Origin of the sequence: Glycomyces sp. L485, from assembly GCF_022548875.1 — a bacterium.
Classification (GTDB): Bacteria; Actinomycetota; Actinomycetes; order Mycobacteriales; family Micromonosporaceae; genus Glycomyces.
In genome coordinates this window covers 309-16394 of sequence record NZ_JAKZEW010000065.1, presented here as the reverse complement: position 1 = coordinate 16394, position 16086 = coordinate 309, and the positions used below count along the sequence as shown (strand labels likewise).

Annotated in this window: 10 protein-coding genes; 4 read left to right on the top strand and 6 right to left on the bottom strand. The window is 69.2% G+C overall.

Annotated features, from left to right (window positions below; all coding sequences use genetic code 11):
- Positions 1–145: 145 nt before the first annotated feature.
- On the bottom strand, positions 146–1387 hold the full coding sequence (locus tag L0U85_RS19420; RefSeq protein WP_241379424.1) for a S8 family peptidase: 1242 nt from the start codon (positions 1385–1387) through the stop codon (positions 146–148).
- Between the two features lie 298 nt (positions 1388–1685).
- On the bottom strand, positions 1686–3227 hold the full coding sequence (locus L0U85_RS19415; RefSeq protein WP_241379423.1) for a S8 family peptidase: 1542 nt from the start codon (positions 3225–3227) through the stop codon (positions 1686–1688).
- A gap of 313 nt (positions 3228–3540) precedes the next feature.
- Here L0U85_RS19415 and L0U85_RS19410 point away from each other — a divergent pair, with 313 nt between their 5' ends.
- A complete protein-coding gene (locus L0U85_RS19410) occupies positions 3541–6612 on the top strand; it encodes an NACHT domain-containing protein (protein ID WP_241379422.1) in 3072 nt (1023 codons plus the stop codon).
- On the opposite strand, the gene L0U85_RS19405 is transcribed toward L0U85_RS19410, so the two are convergent.
- The 3 genes from L0U85_RS19405 to L0U85_RS20935 all read right to left on the bottom strand — a co-directional run bounded on the left by L0U85_RS19405 (position 6613) and on the right by L0U85_RS20935 (position 10187).
- Positions 6613–8436, bottom strand: coding sequence for an ABC-F family ATP-binding cassette domain-containing protein (locus L0U85_RS19405; RefSeq protein ID WP_277606082.1), 1824 nt, complete (start codon positions 8434–8436; stop codon positions 6613–6615).
- Positions 8437–8532: 96 nt separating this feature from the next.
- On the bottom strand, positions 8533–10050 hold the full coding sequence (locus L0U85_RS19400; protein WP_241379420.1) for an L-lactate permease: 1518 nt from the start codon (positions 10048–10050) through the stop codon (positions 8533–8535).
- Positions 10051–10052: 2 nt separating this feature from the next.
- Entirely contained in the window at positions 10053–10187 is a 135-nt protein-coding gene (locus tag L0U85_RS20935) for a hypothetical protein (RefSeq protein ID WP_277606078.1), read from the bottom strand.
- A 284-nt stretch (positions 10188–10471) separates the two neighbouring features.
- Here L0U85_RS20935 and L0U85_RS19395 point away from each other — a divergent pair, with 284 nt between their 5' ends.
- The 3 genes from L0U85_RS19395 (at position 10472) to L0U85_RS19385 (ending at position 15590) form a co-directional block, all read left to right on the top strand.
- Positions 10472–12283: an ABC transporter ATP-binding protein gene (locus tag L0U85_RS19395; protein WP_241379419.1), complete on the top strand. Its 1812-nt coding sequence runs from the start codon at positions 10472–10474 to the stop codon at positions 12281–12283.
- A gap of 9 nt (positions 12284–12292) precedes the next feature.
- Complete coding sequence (locus L0U85_RS21495) at positions 12293–14086, top strand: ABC transporter ATP-binding protein (protein ID WP_241379418.1); 1794 nt, start codon at positions 12293–12295, stop codon at positions 14084–14086.
- Positions 14087–14159: 73 nt separating this feature from the next.
- Positions 14160–15590, top strand: a complete 1431-nt coding sequence (locus L0U85_RS19385; RefSeq protein WP_241379417.1) for an ATP-binding protein — start codon at positions 14160–14162, stop codon at positions 15588–15590.
- A gap of 93 nt (positions 15591–15683) precedes the next feature.
- Here L0U85_RS19385 and L0U85_RS19380 read toward each other — a convergent pair.
- Positions 15684–16086, bottom strand: a 403-nt coding sequence (locus L0U85_RS19380; RefSeq protein ID WP_241379416.1) for a hypothetical protein, incomplete at its 5' end; no start/stop codon positions are given.

Here is a 16086-nt window from a genome sequence, read left to right as displayed (position 1 = left end):
ATCCTTACTCGAATGCCCAACTTTGCAGTTCCGCCTTAATATTTCCGGCCTCCTCCGGCTTCGGCGACGCCGATAGCTGAACCCGTTGCCCCACAAACAAAGGGGGCCACCGCAGAGTGGTGACCCCCGTTCGCTTCGTCTTGGATTACTCAGCGGCCGTCAGGAACTGGCCGTTCAGCAGCAGGCTCGGGGTTCCGTTGGCGGTCTCGATCGTGTCCGCGACAGAGTTCCCGAACAGTGCCTCGGCCACCTCGGCCGGGGTCGCCTCCGGGTTCGACTCCAGGAACAGCGCCGCCACGCCCGAGACGTGCGGGGTGGCCATCGACGTGCCGGACATGATGTCCGTCGCGTCGTCTCCGCCGATCCCGCCCGAGATGATCCGGTCGCCGGGCGCCAGGATGTCGACGCACTCGCCCCAGTTGGACCACGAGGTCTCGAAGTCGGACTCGTCGGTGGCGCCGACGCTGATCGCGCTCGGCTCCGAGGCCGGGGAGACGTCGCAGGCGTTCTGGCCGTCGTTGCCGGTGGCGATCGTGAAGGTGATGCCGCTGGCGACCGCCTCGGCGACCGAGTCGTTGAGCGCCTGGCTGAACGGGCCGGTGAGGCTCATGTTCGCCACTGACGGACCAGAGGCGTTCGCCGCGACCCAGTCGATGCCGGCGATGATGCCCGCGTAGGAGCCGCGGCCGTCGCACCCGAGGACGCGGACCGGTACCAGCGTGGTCTCCTTGGCCACGCCGTACTCCGTGCCGCCGACGGTCCCGGCGACGTGGGTGCCGTGGCCCTGGCAGTCATCGCCCTGGCCGGCGGAGTCGATCGCGTCGAAGCCCTCGCTGAGGCGTCCGGCGAACTCAGAGTGGGTGAGGTTGATGCCGGTGTCGAGAATGTACGAGGTCGTTCCCGCGCCGGTGTATTCGTAGGTGTAAGCGTCGTCGAGCGGAAGCTCGGGCTGGTCGATGCGGTCGAGGCCCCATGAGGGCGGGTCGGTCTGGAGGTCGGCGACGCTCACGATCTGGTTCTGCTCGACGTAGGCCACCGCGTCCTCGGCGGCCATCTCGACCGCCTCCTCGGGGCTCATCTCCGCGACGAATCCGTTGAGGACGTCGAGCTCGTCGAGCACGTCGACCGAGCCGGCAATGTCGCCGACGATGTCGTCGACCAGGGAGGAGATGCCCAGCGGTGCTTGGTCTTCGAGCACTACGAGGTATTCGCCTGCGATGGCGTCTGGTGAGTCGGCGCCGAGGATGACCGCGCTGGGGTCGACCTTCTCGGTCTGGTCGGCGCTCGCGATCACGTTGACCGCGATGAGCGATCCGCCTGCGATCGCGGTCGCAGCTGCGACCGCGGCTCCTCGTCGGAGCCGCCGTTTGCTTCCTGCCGTTGACATAACGGGGGGAACTCCTTTTTGTCTCAGCCCCTGGGGACGGCTGACGCGGGGTGTTGCTGGGGGTCGCCCGGGGGAGGGTGATTCAACAGTTCGGTCCATGAATGAACCTCAGGTTATGAGGCTAAGCGATGGATCAAAGTTCGTAAAGGGATCGAATGTGAAAATTAAATCATTGACCCCTGATGGATCTTTACCCTCCAAAAGTGATGACCACTGCGAAGTCGGGCGCGCACGGAACGTGGGCCGCAGCGTCGCGCTGCGGCCCACGATCATTCGATATTCGGTTGTGCGGAGGGCATCAGAGTTCGAGCGACCAGCTGTTCAGGGTGCCCGAGTCGCCGGAGTAGACGTCGACGACCCGGAGCGTCCACGTGCCGGAGGCGGACTCGCCGGACAGGTTGAGGCTGTAGGTCTCCTTGACATCGTTGCCCGAGTCGAAGGCGCTGTCCTTGACCTGGTAACTGCTGCCGTCCGGGGCGATCAGGTAGATCTCCAGGTCGCCGCGGTAGGTGTGGGTGATGTCGACCGTCAGCGAGCTGGCCGAGCGGGCGGTGCCCGAGCAGTCGAACGACAGCGACGTCTCGGTGGTGGAGCGGTCCGGCAGCGGCGTCGAGGTCGAGAAGGTCTGAGCGCAGTCGCTCGGCTCGCCCGGGTCGCCGCCGCCGTCGCCCTCGCCTGTGTGGAGCAGGAGGTTCGGGCTGCCCTTGGGGTCGGAGACCTTGCCCGAACCGGCGTTGCCGGTCACCCAGGAGGCGACCTGCGAGGTCGAGGCGCTCGGGTTGAGCGACAGGTAGACCGCGACCGCGCCGGCCACGTGCGGGCTCGCCATGGAGGTGCCGGAGATGGTCCTCGTGGCCGAGCTGGAGCCGATCCACGCCGAGGTGATGTCCACGCCTGGAGCGAACACGTCCACACAAGACCCGTAGTTGGAGAAGTTCGCTCGCCTGTCGCCGGAGTCGGTCGCGCCGACGGTGATCGCGCTCGCCTCCGATGCAGGTGAGACGTTGCAGGCGTTCTGGTCCTCGTTGCCGGCCGCCACCGCGAAGGTGACGCCCGAGGCGACCGCCGAGCTGACGGCCGAGTTGACCGCCGCCGAGGACGGGCCGCCGAGGCTCATGTTCGCCACCGACGGGCCGGAGGCGTTGGCCGCGACCCACTCGATGCCGTCGATGACGCCGGCGTAGGTGCCGCCGCCGTCGCAGTCCAGGACGCGCACGCCGACGAGCGTGACCTCCTTGGCCAGACCGTAGTTCGTGCCGCCGACGGTGCCGGCGACGTGTGTGCCGTGGCCCTGGCAGTCGTTCGGGTCGGAGTCGCCGTCGACGAAGTCGGCGCCGGGGCCGACACGTCCGCTGAACTCGCTGTGACCGGCGTGGATGCCGGTGTCGATGATGTACGCGGTGACTCCGGAGCCGTCGCCGAGGTACTCGTAGGCGCCGTCGAGCGGCAGGTCGAGCTGGTCGACGCGGTCGAGGCCCCACGACGGCGGGTTCGTCTGCACGTCGGCGACGCTGACGGTCTGGTTCTGCTCGACGAAGGCGACCTTGTCGTCGGCCGCGACCTTCGCGGCCTCGTCGGGGGTCATCTCGGCGAGGTAGCCGTTGATGAAGCCGTACCTGTCGATGATGTCGGCGTCGTACTCGGCCGACATGGTGGAGACCTCGTTCTCCATGACGACGATGTACTCGCCATCGACGGTGTTCTCGGCGTCGGCGCCGAGCACGGTGCCGACTGGATCAGCCTGGGCGCCACCGGCGCCGAGCGCGACCGCGGCGAGCCCGGTGGCTCCGGCCAGGGCCGCCGCCGACATACGGCGAATCGGGGTTCTGGAGGTTGGCATAAAGGGGGTACTCCCTTTCAGTTGTTTCGGGAGGGATCGCGGGGGAAGGCGCAATCCGACTCCGGGGACCGGTTCGGTGAAACCAGTCCCTTTCGGGCTTTCTCCTTGAGGTTAGAGAAATCACAATCAAATGTGAAGGCCCTGGATGATGGGGATATATCAGTGAATTAAGAAGTTGTTACCGGCGAGTAGAGGTGAGTTTAAGTCCGGTACAATGCCCGCCGCCCGTTCGCGTCCGTCGACTGTGCCTGGTCACCTCACAGGCACGGATCCAATACGATCGGTTCAGACAGGACGATCGTTGGGATGATCCATGACCTCCTCAGACGCCCCCAAACGCCGCAATCGACTGCGCAGGCTCATCTCGGGAGGCCTGCTGACCCTGGGGCCGTCGGTACTCCTGGTCTCGGTGTTCTGGGAGACCTTGCGAGAGCGGATACCCATGAGCGTCCCAGCCCTGAGCGGCTCGGCGGTGATCCTGATCATCGTCGGATTCCTGGCGCTGCTCGGCGAGGAGATCGGCCGCCGCTGGGCCAAACTCGCCGCCGGCCGCGTCGACCCCTACCGGTGGTGGTGGCTCGCCAGGCAGCGGCGCGCCTACATCGCCTCCCTACAGGACCACGCCGCCGAGATCGAGCTCTACGGCGTCGCCACCCACGGCCCCTACGCGATGCGCCTGCCGGAAGTCCACGTCGCCACCGGCCTGCTGCGACCCGGCGGCGCCACCTCCCCGGGCCGCACCGGGCCCTCCCTGCTCGACCAGCTCGAAGGACCCGAGCGGCGCGCGTTCATCGTCGTCGGCGAACCGGGCGCAGGAAAGACCACGCTGCTGCGGCACACCGCGCTCCAGATCTGCCAGAACCGGTCCCAGCTGCGCCGCCACCTGCCCGTCCTGATCTACCTGCGCGACCACGTCGACGCGATCCTCGACGACCCCGGCGGCGCCACCATCGCCTCCCTGCTGGAGCGGACCCCTTCACTGCGCCACCGGGCCATACACAAGGGCGTGCGCCAGCGCCTGGAGGCCGGACGGTGCCTGGTGCTGCTCGACGGCCTCGACGAGATGGCCGGCGTCGAGGCCCGCCAGGAGGTCGCCCGCTGGATCAAGGCGCAGATGACCTGCTACCCCAAGTGCGACTTCGTCGTCACCGCCCGCCGCCAGGGCTACGACAACACCGTCCTGGCCGATCTGGACACTCTGCGCGTCCAGCGATTCGACCACGCGCAGGTCGAGCAGTTCGTGCGCCAATGGTGCTACTCGGTGCGCTGCCAGGAGACCGAGACGACCGGCCGGGCGGTCAAGGCCGCGTCCGACAAGGACGCCGACCGGCTCCTCAAGCTGATGGGCGACAGCCGGGAGCTGCGCGAGCTGGTGTCGAATCCGCTGCTGCTCATCATGGTCTGCAACGTCGATCGCTATCGCGGGCAGCTGCCGGCCAGCCGCGCCGAGCTGTACCGCGAGATGTGCGAGATGCTCATCCACCGGCGCCGCCAGCAGAGCGGCGCGCGCAGCCACTTCGACCCGCTGACCGCCCGCCAGAAGGTCGCGCCGCTGCGCGAGCTGGCGCTGCGCATGATGCAGGGCCGCACTCGCCGCGTCGGCGCGGCCGAGGCCGTCGCCGCGTTCGAGGAGCGACTGCGCGGCGCGCCCAAGCGGGTCGACCCGGACGACTACCTGAGCCAGGCGGTACTGAACGGCATCCTCGTCGACGACGGCCACGACGCCTACGCCTTCGCGCACGTCACACTCCAGGAGTACCTGGCGGCCGCCGCGCTGCGCGAGTCCGGCGACGACGCCTTCCTGGCCAAGCGCATCGACCAGGTGTGGTGGCGCGAGACGATCCTGCTGTGGGCCGCCGAGGGCGAGGCCGACGCGGTCGTCCGCGCCTGCCTCCAGGCCGGCGACGTCGACTCGCTGCTGCTCGCCGAGGAGTGCATGGACGTCGCCGCCGAACTCGACCCGCGCCTCCAGCACGAGCTGCGCTCGTTCCTGGACGACCGGTCCGGCATGGACTCGGCCGACCGCGCCCTGGTCGACGAGTGGCTGCTGCGGCGAAACACCGCCGAGTCCGTGCCGGTCGGGCCCGAGGCGGACCTGTGCGTCGTCCCCGTGCGCTACGCCGTCTGGGCCCGGTTCCTCACCGACCTGCGCTTCAACGACTGCCTGGAGCCGCCCGGGCGGCTGCGCGACGGCGAGGCCGCGGTCGGCATGTGGCCCGTATACGTGCGCATGTTCCTCAACTGGGCCAACCACTACGCCGAGGCCGGCCACCGCTATCGCCTCCCGGTCGCCGAGGAGCTGAACGGGTACTTCGCCGCCGTCCCCGCAGAGGCCGTCGGCCGTCCGCTGTGGATCGAGTCGCGGCCGATGCCGAGGCTCTACTGCGCGCGGGGGATGACCGACACGTTCACCGCGTCCCGCTCGGCGGTGGCCGACGCGCTGCGGGCCGACCGCGAACGCACCCGGGGGCACCGGATGCTCGCGCTGGCCATCCACATCGCCATGCAGCGCAAGGACGCCGACATCGGCAACCCGATGCAGTTCCGGCACTCGTTCGGGCTGGCCCGCGCCACCGACACCGACCAGTCTCCCGGCACGATCCTCGCCGAGTCGTTCCAGCAGCTGCTGGTGCGCATCCGCACGGTCTCGGGCTTCCGCGGCTGGCATCCGTCCTTCGAATGGGACGAGCACCTGGAGCGGCTGGGCGACAACGACTTCGCCGACTCGCTGGTCCGCCAGGGGCTGTTCCCGGGGGACGGGGCGCGGGAGCTGCTGTCGGTGCGCGCCTACCTGGTGCTCGTGTCGCTGTGGACGAGGGACGCGGTCATGCGGCCCCAGTCGCAGCCCGACGCCGAGGAGCGGTACCTGGACGCGGTGGGCGCGGCCGAGTCCGACATGGCGGTCTACCCCGACGAGGTGGTGCCCGAGATCCGCGACGCCGCCGCGCTGCTCGACGCGAGCGCCGCCGACGACGCCTTCGCGCCCTTGACCGGCACGGCGGTCGAGCTGCTGCGGGAGTGCGAGCGGCTGCTGGCGCCGATGCTCGACCGGCAGGCCAGGATCGACGCCGACCAGCTCGCGTCGGCGCGCATCGCGCTCAACGCCGCCGCGGCGGTGGCGCACCGCCTGCTGGACGACGACGAGGCGGTCGACCGTCTGCGGCGCGCGATCGCCGGTCTCGTCCTCGCCGAGGGCCGGGCGGCCGTGGACGAGGAGTCCGGTCCGGCCGGCGGCGGGGAGTTCCTGCTGCTGGTGCGCGAGCGCCTCGGCGAGCCCGGCGAAGGCGAGCGCCCCACCCGCCCGAAGTCGGTGGTGCGCAGGCCCGGTCGACTGAGAAGGGCCGTGGCGCGGATCGGCGGGTGGTGGCGCGGCCGGGGCCGGTGATCAGTCGGCGAGCTCCATCCAGCGCTCCTCGATCCCGTCGCGTTCGGTCTCCAGGTCGGACAGTCGCTTCTGGAGTTCGGTGAGTTTCTCGGGGTCGGTGGCGAACTCGGCCATGTCGGCATGGACCGAGGCGATCTTGTCCTCGACCTTTTCGAGGCGGCGCTCCAGCTTCGCGAGCTCCTTCTGGGCCGCGCGGTCGATCGTCGACTGGGACGGCGACTTCGCCCGCACCGCCGGGGACGAGGGCGCGGCGGTCTTGGCCTCGGCGCGGCGCTCCAGGTACTCCTCGATGCCCCTGGGGAGCATCCGCAGGTCCCTGTCGCCCAGCAGTGCCCACGTCTCGTCGGCGACGCGCTCGGTGAAGTACCGGTCGTGGCTGACCACGATCATCGTCCCCGCCCAGTCGTCGAGCAGGTCCTCCAGTTGGGTGAGCGTCTCGATGTCGAGGTCGTTGGTGGGTTCGTCGAGGAACAGCACGTTCGGTTCGGCCATGAGCAGCCGCGCGAGCTGGAGGCGGCGGCGTTGCCCGCCGGAGAGGTCGCGCACGAGCGTGCGCTGGCGTCCGCCGATGAATCCGAGGCGCTCGGCGAGCTGCCCGGCGGTCATCTCCTTCTTGCCCAACTGGACCCGCTTGGCGACCTGCTCGATCGATTCCAGGACCCGCCATGAGCCGTCGAGGTCCTCCATGTGCTGGGTCAGCCATGCGAGCTTGACGGTGCGGCCGACCTTGACGCGCCCTTCGGCGGGCTGCTTGTCGTCGACGGCCTCGGCGAGGGTGCGCAGCAGCGAGGTCTTCCCGGCGCCGTTGACGCCGACCAGGCCGATGCGTTTGCCCGGGCCGAGGATCCAGTCGAGGTGTTCGAGCAGGACCTGGTCGCCGGCCTTGACGGTGACGTCGCGGGCCTCGAAGGCGGTCTTGCCGAGCCGCCCGGTGGCGAAGGAGATCAGCTCGGCGGTGTCGCGCGGCGGGGGCTCGTCCGCGATGATCTCGTTGGCGGCGTCGACGCGGAACTTGGCCTTGGAGGTGCGGGCCTTGGCGCCGCGCCGCAGCCACGCGAGCTCCTTGCGCATGAGGTTCTGGCGTTTCTCTTCGGCGAGGGCGGCCTGGCGTTCGCGTTCGGCCCTGGCGAGGACGTAGGCGGTGTAGCCGCCGTCGTATTCGAATACGGCGCCGCGCTGGACGTCCCAGATGCGGTCGCAGATCTCGTCGAGGAACCACCGGTCGTGCGTGACGACGATGATGGCCGATTTGAGTCCGCCCAGGTAGGTCGCGAGCCAGGCGATGCCCTCGATGTCGAGGTGGTTCGTCGGCTCGTCGAGCAGGATGAGGTCGGCGGGGTCGATGAGGACCCTGGCGAGGTCGACGCGGCGCCGCTCGCCGCCGGAGAGCACGCCGATGCTGGAGTCGAGTCCTTCGGGCAGGCTCGGCGCGTCGAGGCCGCCGAACAGGCCGCCGAGGACTTCGCGGACGCGGGCCGAGGAGGCCCATTCGTGGGCGTCTGCGTCGCCGAACAGGGCGTCGCGGACGCTTCTGTCGTTCGGGAGGGCGTCGGTCTGGCCCAGGTTCGCGACGGTGGTGCCGCCGGTGTGGACGACGCGGCCGGAGTCGGGCTCGTCGGTGCGGGCGATGAGCCCCAGCAGCGTCGACTTCCCGTCGCCGTTGCGGCCCACCATGCCGACGCGCTGCCCGGCGGCGACGCCGAGGGAGACCGCGTCGAGGATGACCTGGTCGGGGTAGGCCTTGGAGACGGTTTCGAGGTTCACGAGGTTCGGCGCTGCTGACACGTGGATCAACACTACCGGCGAAGCTCGCGAGCCGGTCATGAGCGCGGGCGGCGAAGCTCGCGAGCCGGTCATGAGCGCGGGCGGCGAAGCTCGTGAGCCGTCATACGCTGAGGTTGCGCCCGGCAGGCTCGCGTCTCATCCGACGAACCACAGGGCCAGCGCGCCGCCGAGCGCGGTGTACGCCGCCGCGACCGGCAGTGTCAGCCGCAGCACATTCCCTTCCCGTCCCGACAGCCCGACGGTCGCCGCCGCCGCGACGATGTTGTGCGGGCAGATGATGTTCCCGACCGCGGCGCCGAAGCCCTGGGCGCCCAGCAGCGGTGCCACCGGCAGCCCGGCCGCTTGCGCCGTCGACTCCTGGAACTCGGTGAACAGGACGTTGGAGGCGGTGGCCGAACCGGTCACGAATGTGCCCAGCGCGCCTACCGAGGGGGCTAGCAGCGGCCACCACGCGCCGGTTGCCGCCGCCGATTCGGCGAGTCGTCCGGTCATTCCTGAACGCGACATCGTGAAGGCGATCGCGACCATGCCGACCAGCGCGATGAGTACGACTCCGAGTTGCCGCGTGGCGACGGTGAACGCATCGCGTGTCTGTGGCAGGGTGGCGCGCTGCGCGACGGCGCCGATGATGAACGCGGCGGTGAGCAGCAGTGCCGGGTGGTAGAGCGGGCGTAGTTCCCCGGTGAACTCGCTGAACAGGCGCCACTGCCATTCGACGTCGTAGAGCGCCGTACGGACTGGCGGGATCAGTCGTGTGACCAGTACCAGGGCCACCAGTGCCAGGTAGGGCGCGCCAGCGCGGAGCAGGCCCATGGGCGGGTCGGGCTCGGCGTCCGGGGCCGTCGGGCTGCCGTGCCGGACCCGGCGCACCACCGCTACCAGTGCCGTGAACGCCGCCATCCCGATCAGCGCTCCGCCCAGGCTCGGCAGCTCGGGTCCGACGAATCGGGCGATGAGCCCGTAGGGCACGAAGAACAGCAGTGCCGCGGCGGCCGCCCAGCCCCATGGCGGCCGGCCGGCGTCGGCGGCCCGTCCGATGATGAACGCCACCATCAGCGCTAGAAGGATCCCGAGGACCAGGTGGTATGGGGCGGTGGCCCACGCCAGCTCCGGGCCGCTGAGCTCGGTGAGCGATACCTGCGCCATCACGGGCGTTCCCACTGCGCCGAATGAGACGGCGGCCGCGTGCCCGACCATCGCGGCGGTGACCGCTGCGACCGGGCGGAAGCCCGCGGCCACCAGGAACGGTGCGGCGAGTGCGACGGGTGTGCCGAATCCGGCGGCGCCTTCCAGGAAGAGCGTGAAGAACCAGGCGATGAGCAGCCCGGAGACCCGCGGGTCGGGGGTGAGTCGGGCGAGTCCGGCGCGGAGCCGGTCCGTGGCGCCGGTGCGCTGTTGGAGGTGGTGGATGCCGAGGGCCGGGCCGATGATCGCGATGACGGTGAGGGCGACGAATCCGGCCTCGGCCAGGATCCCCGCTATGCCTGCGGGGATGCCGAACCGGTCGGTTCCGTTTCCGAATCCGAAGGCGGCGACTGCCAGCGCCATGGTGCCTGCGGCGACCACGGTCCCGGTGCGGGCGGCCGACCAGCTCGCGGCGAGCATGAGGAGCAGCACGGTCAGGATCGGCAGTGCGGCGAGCAGCGTGAACACGGTCAGCCGTCTCGGGGTCCGCTGCGGCCTGTGCCGGCGGGCGGGGTGTCGTGGAGGTCGGGTCGTGGCTGCGGGAACTCCGGTTCGCGGGAGTGCTGCTGGTCGTGGGTCGTGGCGCGGGATTCGCCATCGCGCATGGGTTCACCTCCGGCGTCGTTTCGCTTTGAGGCTATCGGTGAGCGGGTGGTGCCGGACCGAGTCGTTGGTCCCGGATTCGGAAGCCGGGTTCCCTTGCGGCGCGGCCCGAACGGGTTGCGCCGCCATCGGGTCCGGAGCTTTCCGATTCGCGTCTCCGACGCGACAGGGTCGGACTTCCGGGACCCCGCGCAGCCTCGAATTTTGATATGATGTCACATTAAAGTCATCGTGACATCACGATTGGATTAGGATGACGTCCCCTAGGTTTCCCACCATTCACGGTGTGCTGCAAGTGGTCCGGCTGCTTCCCGGCATCTCCCGTTCCCGCACCGCCTTCCTCGCCGCCACCTCCGTCCTCATCGCGGCCCTACCGCTGGGCACGGCAGTCACCACCGGCCTGCTCATCGGCCTCATCCCCGAAGCCACCGCCGCCGGCCCCGACTCGCCCGAGGCACGCAGCGCCTACCTCCTGCTCGCCGCCGGTTCCATCGCGCTCCTGCTCAACCGGCTCATCGACAACTTCCACCGGGCAGGCGCCCAAAACCTCGGCCGCGAACTCGAACTGCTCCTCCAAGACCGGCTCGCCGCCGCCGTCGCACGCCCGGTGAGCATCGCCCACCTCGAGGACGACGAAGTCCTCGCCCTGCTGCGCGTCGCCCGCCAACTCGGCATGGACTACATCCGCCCCGAACGCGCCGTCCAAGGACTGGCGGCGATCGCCCCCCAGTTCCTCACCGCGTTCGGCTCCTCGATCGTCCTGGCCACCTTCAATATCTGGATCGGCCTGGCCTGGTTCATCGCCTGGCCCGCCATCTTCATCGCCATGCAGTACGAATACGGACGCGTCGGCAAGACCGTCTACATGCAGTCCACCGAGATGCGCGAGACCGAGTACCTGCGCGACCTCGCCATCACCGCCGCCCCTGCCAAAGAGCTCCGCGTCTGGGACATGATGCCCTGGCTGTTCGCCCGCTACGACCGGATGTGGGGCGAGCGTCTCGACCAGGCGAACCGGAATGAGCGCATCCGCACCCGCACCGCAGTCGGCGTCATCGGCGCCCTCCTCGTCCTCACCGTCGTCAGCGCCGTCGCGCTCGTCGACGCCGGACTCGCCGGACTGGTCGGCTTCGGCGCCCTCGCCGTCTACGCCATCGCACTCCAGGGCATGTTCAACTTCTCGGCATTCGACGATGTGGCGGCGTTCGTCTCCTTCGGCTCGCTCCCGGTCCCGAAGGTCCTCGCACTCGATGCACAGTTGAAAGCAGCCGAACGCAAGGCCTTCGCCGAACTCCCCGCTACGGCGCCAGAGCGCACGATCCGCTTCGAGAACGTCGACTTCGCATATCCCGGCAGCGACACCTCGGTCATCGAAGGACTCGAGCTGGAGATCGAGGCCGGGACCTCCCTGGCCATCGTCGGCCACAACGGGGCCGGCAAGACCAGCCTCGTCAAGCTCCTATCCGGGCTCTACGCCCCGACCGCCGGGACGATCACCGCCGACGGCACCGACCTCGCCGACGTCGACCCCGCCGCATGGCGCACGCGACTGTCGGCGCTGTTCCAGGACTTCACGCGTTACCAGTTGAGCGTGCGCGACAACATCACCCTCGGCGCCCCGGACCTGGCCGACGACACCGACCGGATCTGGAAGGCCTGCGAACCCATGGGGATTCGAACACTCATCGAATCCCTCCCTGACGGACTCGACACCGTCCTCTCCGGAGAATTCGAGGGCGGCACCGACCTGTCGGGCGGGCAGTGGCAGCGCATCGCGCTGGCCCGAGCGCTCTTCGCGGTGCAGGCGGGGGCGAAGGTCCTCATCCTCGACGAGCCCGCGGCCGCCCTCGACGTCCGCGCCGAGGCCGAGCTGTACGAGCGATTCCTCGACATCACCGCCGGACTGACCACGATCGTCATCTCGCACCGCTTCTCGACCGTCCGCCGTGCCGACAGGATCGTCGTCCTCGACGGCGGCAAGTCCGTCGAGGACGGCTCCCACGACGAGCTCATGACCCTCGGCGGCTCCTACGCAGAGGCGTTCACCTTGCAGGCCAACCGACTCGCCCGAACCGCCCTCCCCGGCGCAGAGCATTAAGGACCCACTGTGATCGAGAACCTCAAGTCCGGCTGGCGCGGTTACTGGAACTCCCTGGTCATCGGCTACCGCGCCAACCCGAAGTCCGTCATCGCCCAGTTCATTCTCGGCTGCCTGCAAGCGGTGCTGATGCCCCTCGCGGTCTACGCGGTCAAGCTCATGATCGACGGTGTCCAGAACGGCGACCAGCGCACCGCGATCGGCGCGGCAGTCGCCCTCGGCGTCGGCGTAGCCCTCATCTGGGCCGTCGTGTTCGCGTACGTCAAGCTCGTGTTCGCCGTGATATTCCATGCCAACCGCACCGCCGATCGGACGCTCATGGCGCTCATGGGGAACCCGCCGGGGCTCGACCATCATGAGCGTGGTGACTTCCTCGACCGGGTTCAGCACATCAGGGAGGACCGCTGGCTCCTCGGCATGGGCGTCAACATGACGGCCCAGTGGCTGCGAGCGGTCATCACCATCGTCGTCGGCGGGTTCCTGCTCGTCCAGGTCCACCCGCTGCTGATGGTCTTCCCCGTGCTCTCCCTCGGCGCCATGATGATCGCGCACCGGGCGAGCAGTATCGAGGACGACGCGATCAAGGAGACCAGCGAGGCCGAGCGCAAGCGCCGCCACCTGTTCGAGGTCGCCACGGCCGCGCCCTCCGGCAAGGAACTGCGGGTCTTCGGCAGTGCGGCGGCGATCGGCCGCCTCCACCACGAGAGGGGCCGAGAGGTCGTCGACGCCCGCAACCGCGAGCAGTGGCGGGCGGCGCGGGCCGTCACCGCGGAGGGCGTGCTCTCGGCGATCGGCATGGCCTCGGGGATCGGCTTCGTCCTCTACTTGGCGCTGCGCGGCCAGGCGACCGCAGGGGACGTGATCTTGCTGGTCGGCCTCATCGGCATGGTCGCCGGCCAGGCCGGGGCCCTCGCCTTCAATACCGCGATGATGGTGCGGCTCGGCCGCCTCGGGCAGCGCATCGAGTGGCTGCGCCGCTACGCCACCGCCACTTCGGGACCGGCCGAGCCCGCCGAGATCCCCGAACGCCTCCAAGTCGGCATAGCCCTCGACGACGTCTCCTTCGCCTACCCGGACGCCGAGGGGCCCTCGCTCGACGGCGTCTCCCTCGCCCTTCCCGCCGGTAAGGTCGTGGCCCTGGTGGGGGAGAACGGCGCCGGGAAGACCACCCTCGTCAAGCTCCTGTCCGGTTTCTACCAGCCGACCTCCGGCACGATCACGGTCGACGGCACCGACCTGACCGGTTTCAGCACCGACGCCTGGAGGCGGCGCATCGGCGCGACCTTCCAGGACCACGCACAGTTCGAGTTCACCGCCCGCGAGACGATCGGCGTCGGCGACCTCGAAGGCGGCTTCGAGGATGAGCGGGTGCGAGCCGCGATGGCCCGCGCAGGAGCCGACGACGTCATCGATGACCTCCCTAGCGGACTCGACACTCGCCTTGGCGGGCGGTGGGACGACGGCACCGACCTGTCCGGCGGCCAGTGGCAGAAGCTCGCGATCGGCCGCGGCCGCATGAGGACCGACCCGCTGCTGGTCGTCTTCGACGAGCCGACCGCCGCGCTCGACCCGCAGACCGAGCACGCCCTGTTCGAGCAGTTCGCCGAGGAGGTCAAGGCCGGCCGGCAGCGTGGGACGGTCACGGTCCTGGTCTCGCACCGCTTCTCCACGGTCTCGATGGCCGACCTCATCGTGGTCCTGGAGAATGGCACGATCGCCGAGGCGGGCACCCACGACGAGCTCATGGAACGCGGCGGCGCCTACGCCGAGCTCTACGAACTCCAGTCCTCCGCCTACCGATGAAATGAGCCGATTTAACTATCATTCATGATAGTATCCTGAATGATAGTGAACTCCGATCGGTTGGAGATCGTGCATGGCGGGATTCGTCGGACGCCGCTCCGAGCTCGAGAGGCTCGGCGGCATCCTCGATGCGGTCGAGGCGGGCGGACGGACGGGCAGGCCCGGCCGCGCACTGCTCATCCGCGGTCGCCGCCGGGTCGGCAAGTCGCGACTGGTCGAAGAGTTCATCGACCGACGCGAGACGCCCCATCTCTACTTCACCGCGATCGGCGGCTCCCGCGAGGAGGACCTCGCCGGATTCGCCGCGGAACTGGCCGCCTCGACGCTGCCCGGCGCGGCCGACCTCGCCGGGTTCGGCCCACCGCAGACCTGGGACGCGGCCCTGACCATGCTCGCCACCGCGATCCCCGACGACCGCCCCAGCGTCGTCGTGCTCGACGAGGTGCCATACCTCTCGGGCGAGGACCCGACCTTCGAAGGGGCCCTGCAGAAGCAGTTCGACCGGACTCTGTCGAAACTCCCCGTCCTGCTCATCCTCGTCGGCTCGGACCTGGCGACGATGGAGCAGCTCAACAGCTACGGGCGCCCCTTCCACCAGCGCGGCACCGAGATGGTCGTCGGGCCGCTCACTCCCCCCGACATCGCCGATATGACCGGTCTGCCTGCGGCCGAAGCGATCGACGCCTACCTGGTGACCGGAGGGCTGCCGCTCATCCTCGAATCGTGGCCGAGTGGCGCAGGTCTGTGGGAGTTCCTCGAACAATCGCTGAACGATTCGACCTCACCGCTGCTGGTGAGCGCCGAACGCTCAATGGCCGCCGAGTTCCCCACCGAGACCCAGGCCCGGCGCGTACTCAGCACGATCGGCCACGGGGAGCGGACGTTCACGAATATCGGCCGGGCCGCCGGCGATCTGCAGCCCACGTCGCTGAAACGCTCCCTGGAGTCGCTGGAGCGGCGCGGCGTAGTCGTCGCCGAACTGCCGCTGTCAATCAAGCCGAGCAAGCTCACCCGCTACCGGATCACCGATCCGTACCTGCGGCTGTGGCTGTCGTTCATCGAACCGGGCATGCCTCTGATCGAACGCGGACGAGGCTCGCGGGTCGCCGACCGGCTCCGCTCCGGATGGACCGCCTGGCGCGGACGCGCAGTCGAACCGGTGATCCGGGAGGCGCTCGGGCGCCTCGATGATGAGTGGATCCCCGAGGGATGCAACTACTTCGGCGGTTATTGGACTCGCACCAATGACCCGGAGATCGACATCGTCGGCACCGATCGTTCCCCGGTCGCCGAGAAGGTCGAACTGGTCGGATCCATCAAATGGCACGAGAACAAGCCTTTCGACGACCGTGAACTCGCCCGCCTGATCGTCCACCGCTCCCAGCTGCCCGGAGCCGACGAGGCCACCCCGATGCTCGCGGTCACCCGCTCCGGTTCGACCGCCGAAGGCGTCCAGGCGATCGGCCCCGAGGACCTGCTGAAGGCATGGCGTCCGCAGACTTGAACCGCACCGTGGACATTGCACGCCCCGATGCAGACACAACGATCCTGCCCGCCGCGGGGAGCCAAGGGCTCCCCGCGGCTTTGCGCTGTCTCCTCAGCCGTCGCAGTCGCGTTGGCAGTCGAACCAGACGCGGGTGGCGGCTTGCTTGAGTTTGAGTGTGTTGTCGTCTTCGAGTGTCCAGGTCTGGTGTTTGGGATTGCAGATCCACAGGTCGGGTTCGCCGGTGATGAGGCCGGTCATGTAGCCGATGAGGTCGGGTTCGGTGTCGTTGAGGGTGACCCACAGGCGTGGGGCGTCGGTGTGGGTGCCGAAGGCGATCTGTCGTCCGGCGATGGTGGTTTCGCCGAGGATGGTCATGCGTTCGGGGTCGATGGTGTGCGCCGTGGCGGCGGGGATCGGGAGCGTGTTCAATGCCCGCTGGTAGCGGGCGCGGATCTGATGCGGGGCGTAGCGCGACAGGCTCATGCGGCGCCACCGCCGCTGACCGTCTGGGCCC

Coding starts and splice junctions, on each gene's coding strand:
- L0U85_RS19420 (WP_241379424.1), bottom strand. CDS start 1,387: ATGTCAACGGCAGGAAGCAAACGGCGGCTCCGACGAGGAGCCGCGGTC.
- L0U85_RS19415 (WP_241379423.1), bottom strand. CDS start 3,227: ATGCCAACCTCCAGAACCCCGATTCGCCGTATGTCGGCGGCGGCCCTG.
- L0U85_RS19410 (WP_241379422.1), top strand. CDS start 3,541: ATGACCTCCTCAGACGCCCCCAAACGCCGCAATCGACTGCGCAGGCTC.
- L0U85_RS19405 (WP_277606082.1), bottom strand. CDS start 8,436: ATGACCGGCTCGCGAGCTTCGCCGGTAGTGTTGATCCACGTGTCAGCA.
- L0U85_RS20935 (WP_277606078.1), bottom strand. CDS start 10,187: ATGCGCGATGGCGAATCCCGCGCCACGACCCACGACCAGCAGCACTCC.
- L0U85_RS19385 (WP_241379417.1), top strand. CDS start 14,160: ATGGCGGGATTCGTCGGACGCCGCTCCGAGCTCGAGAGGCTCGGCGGC.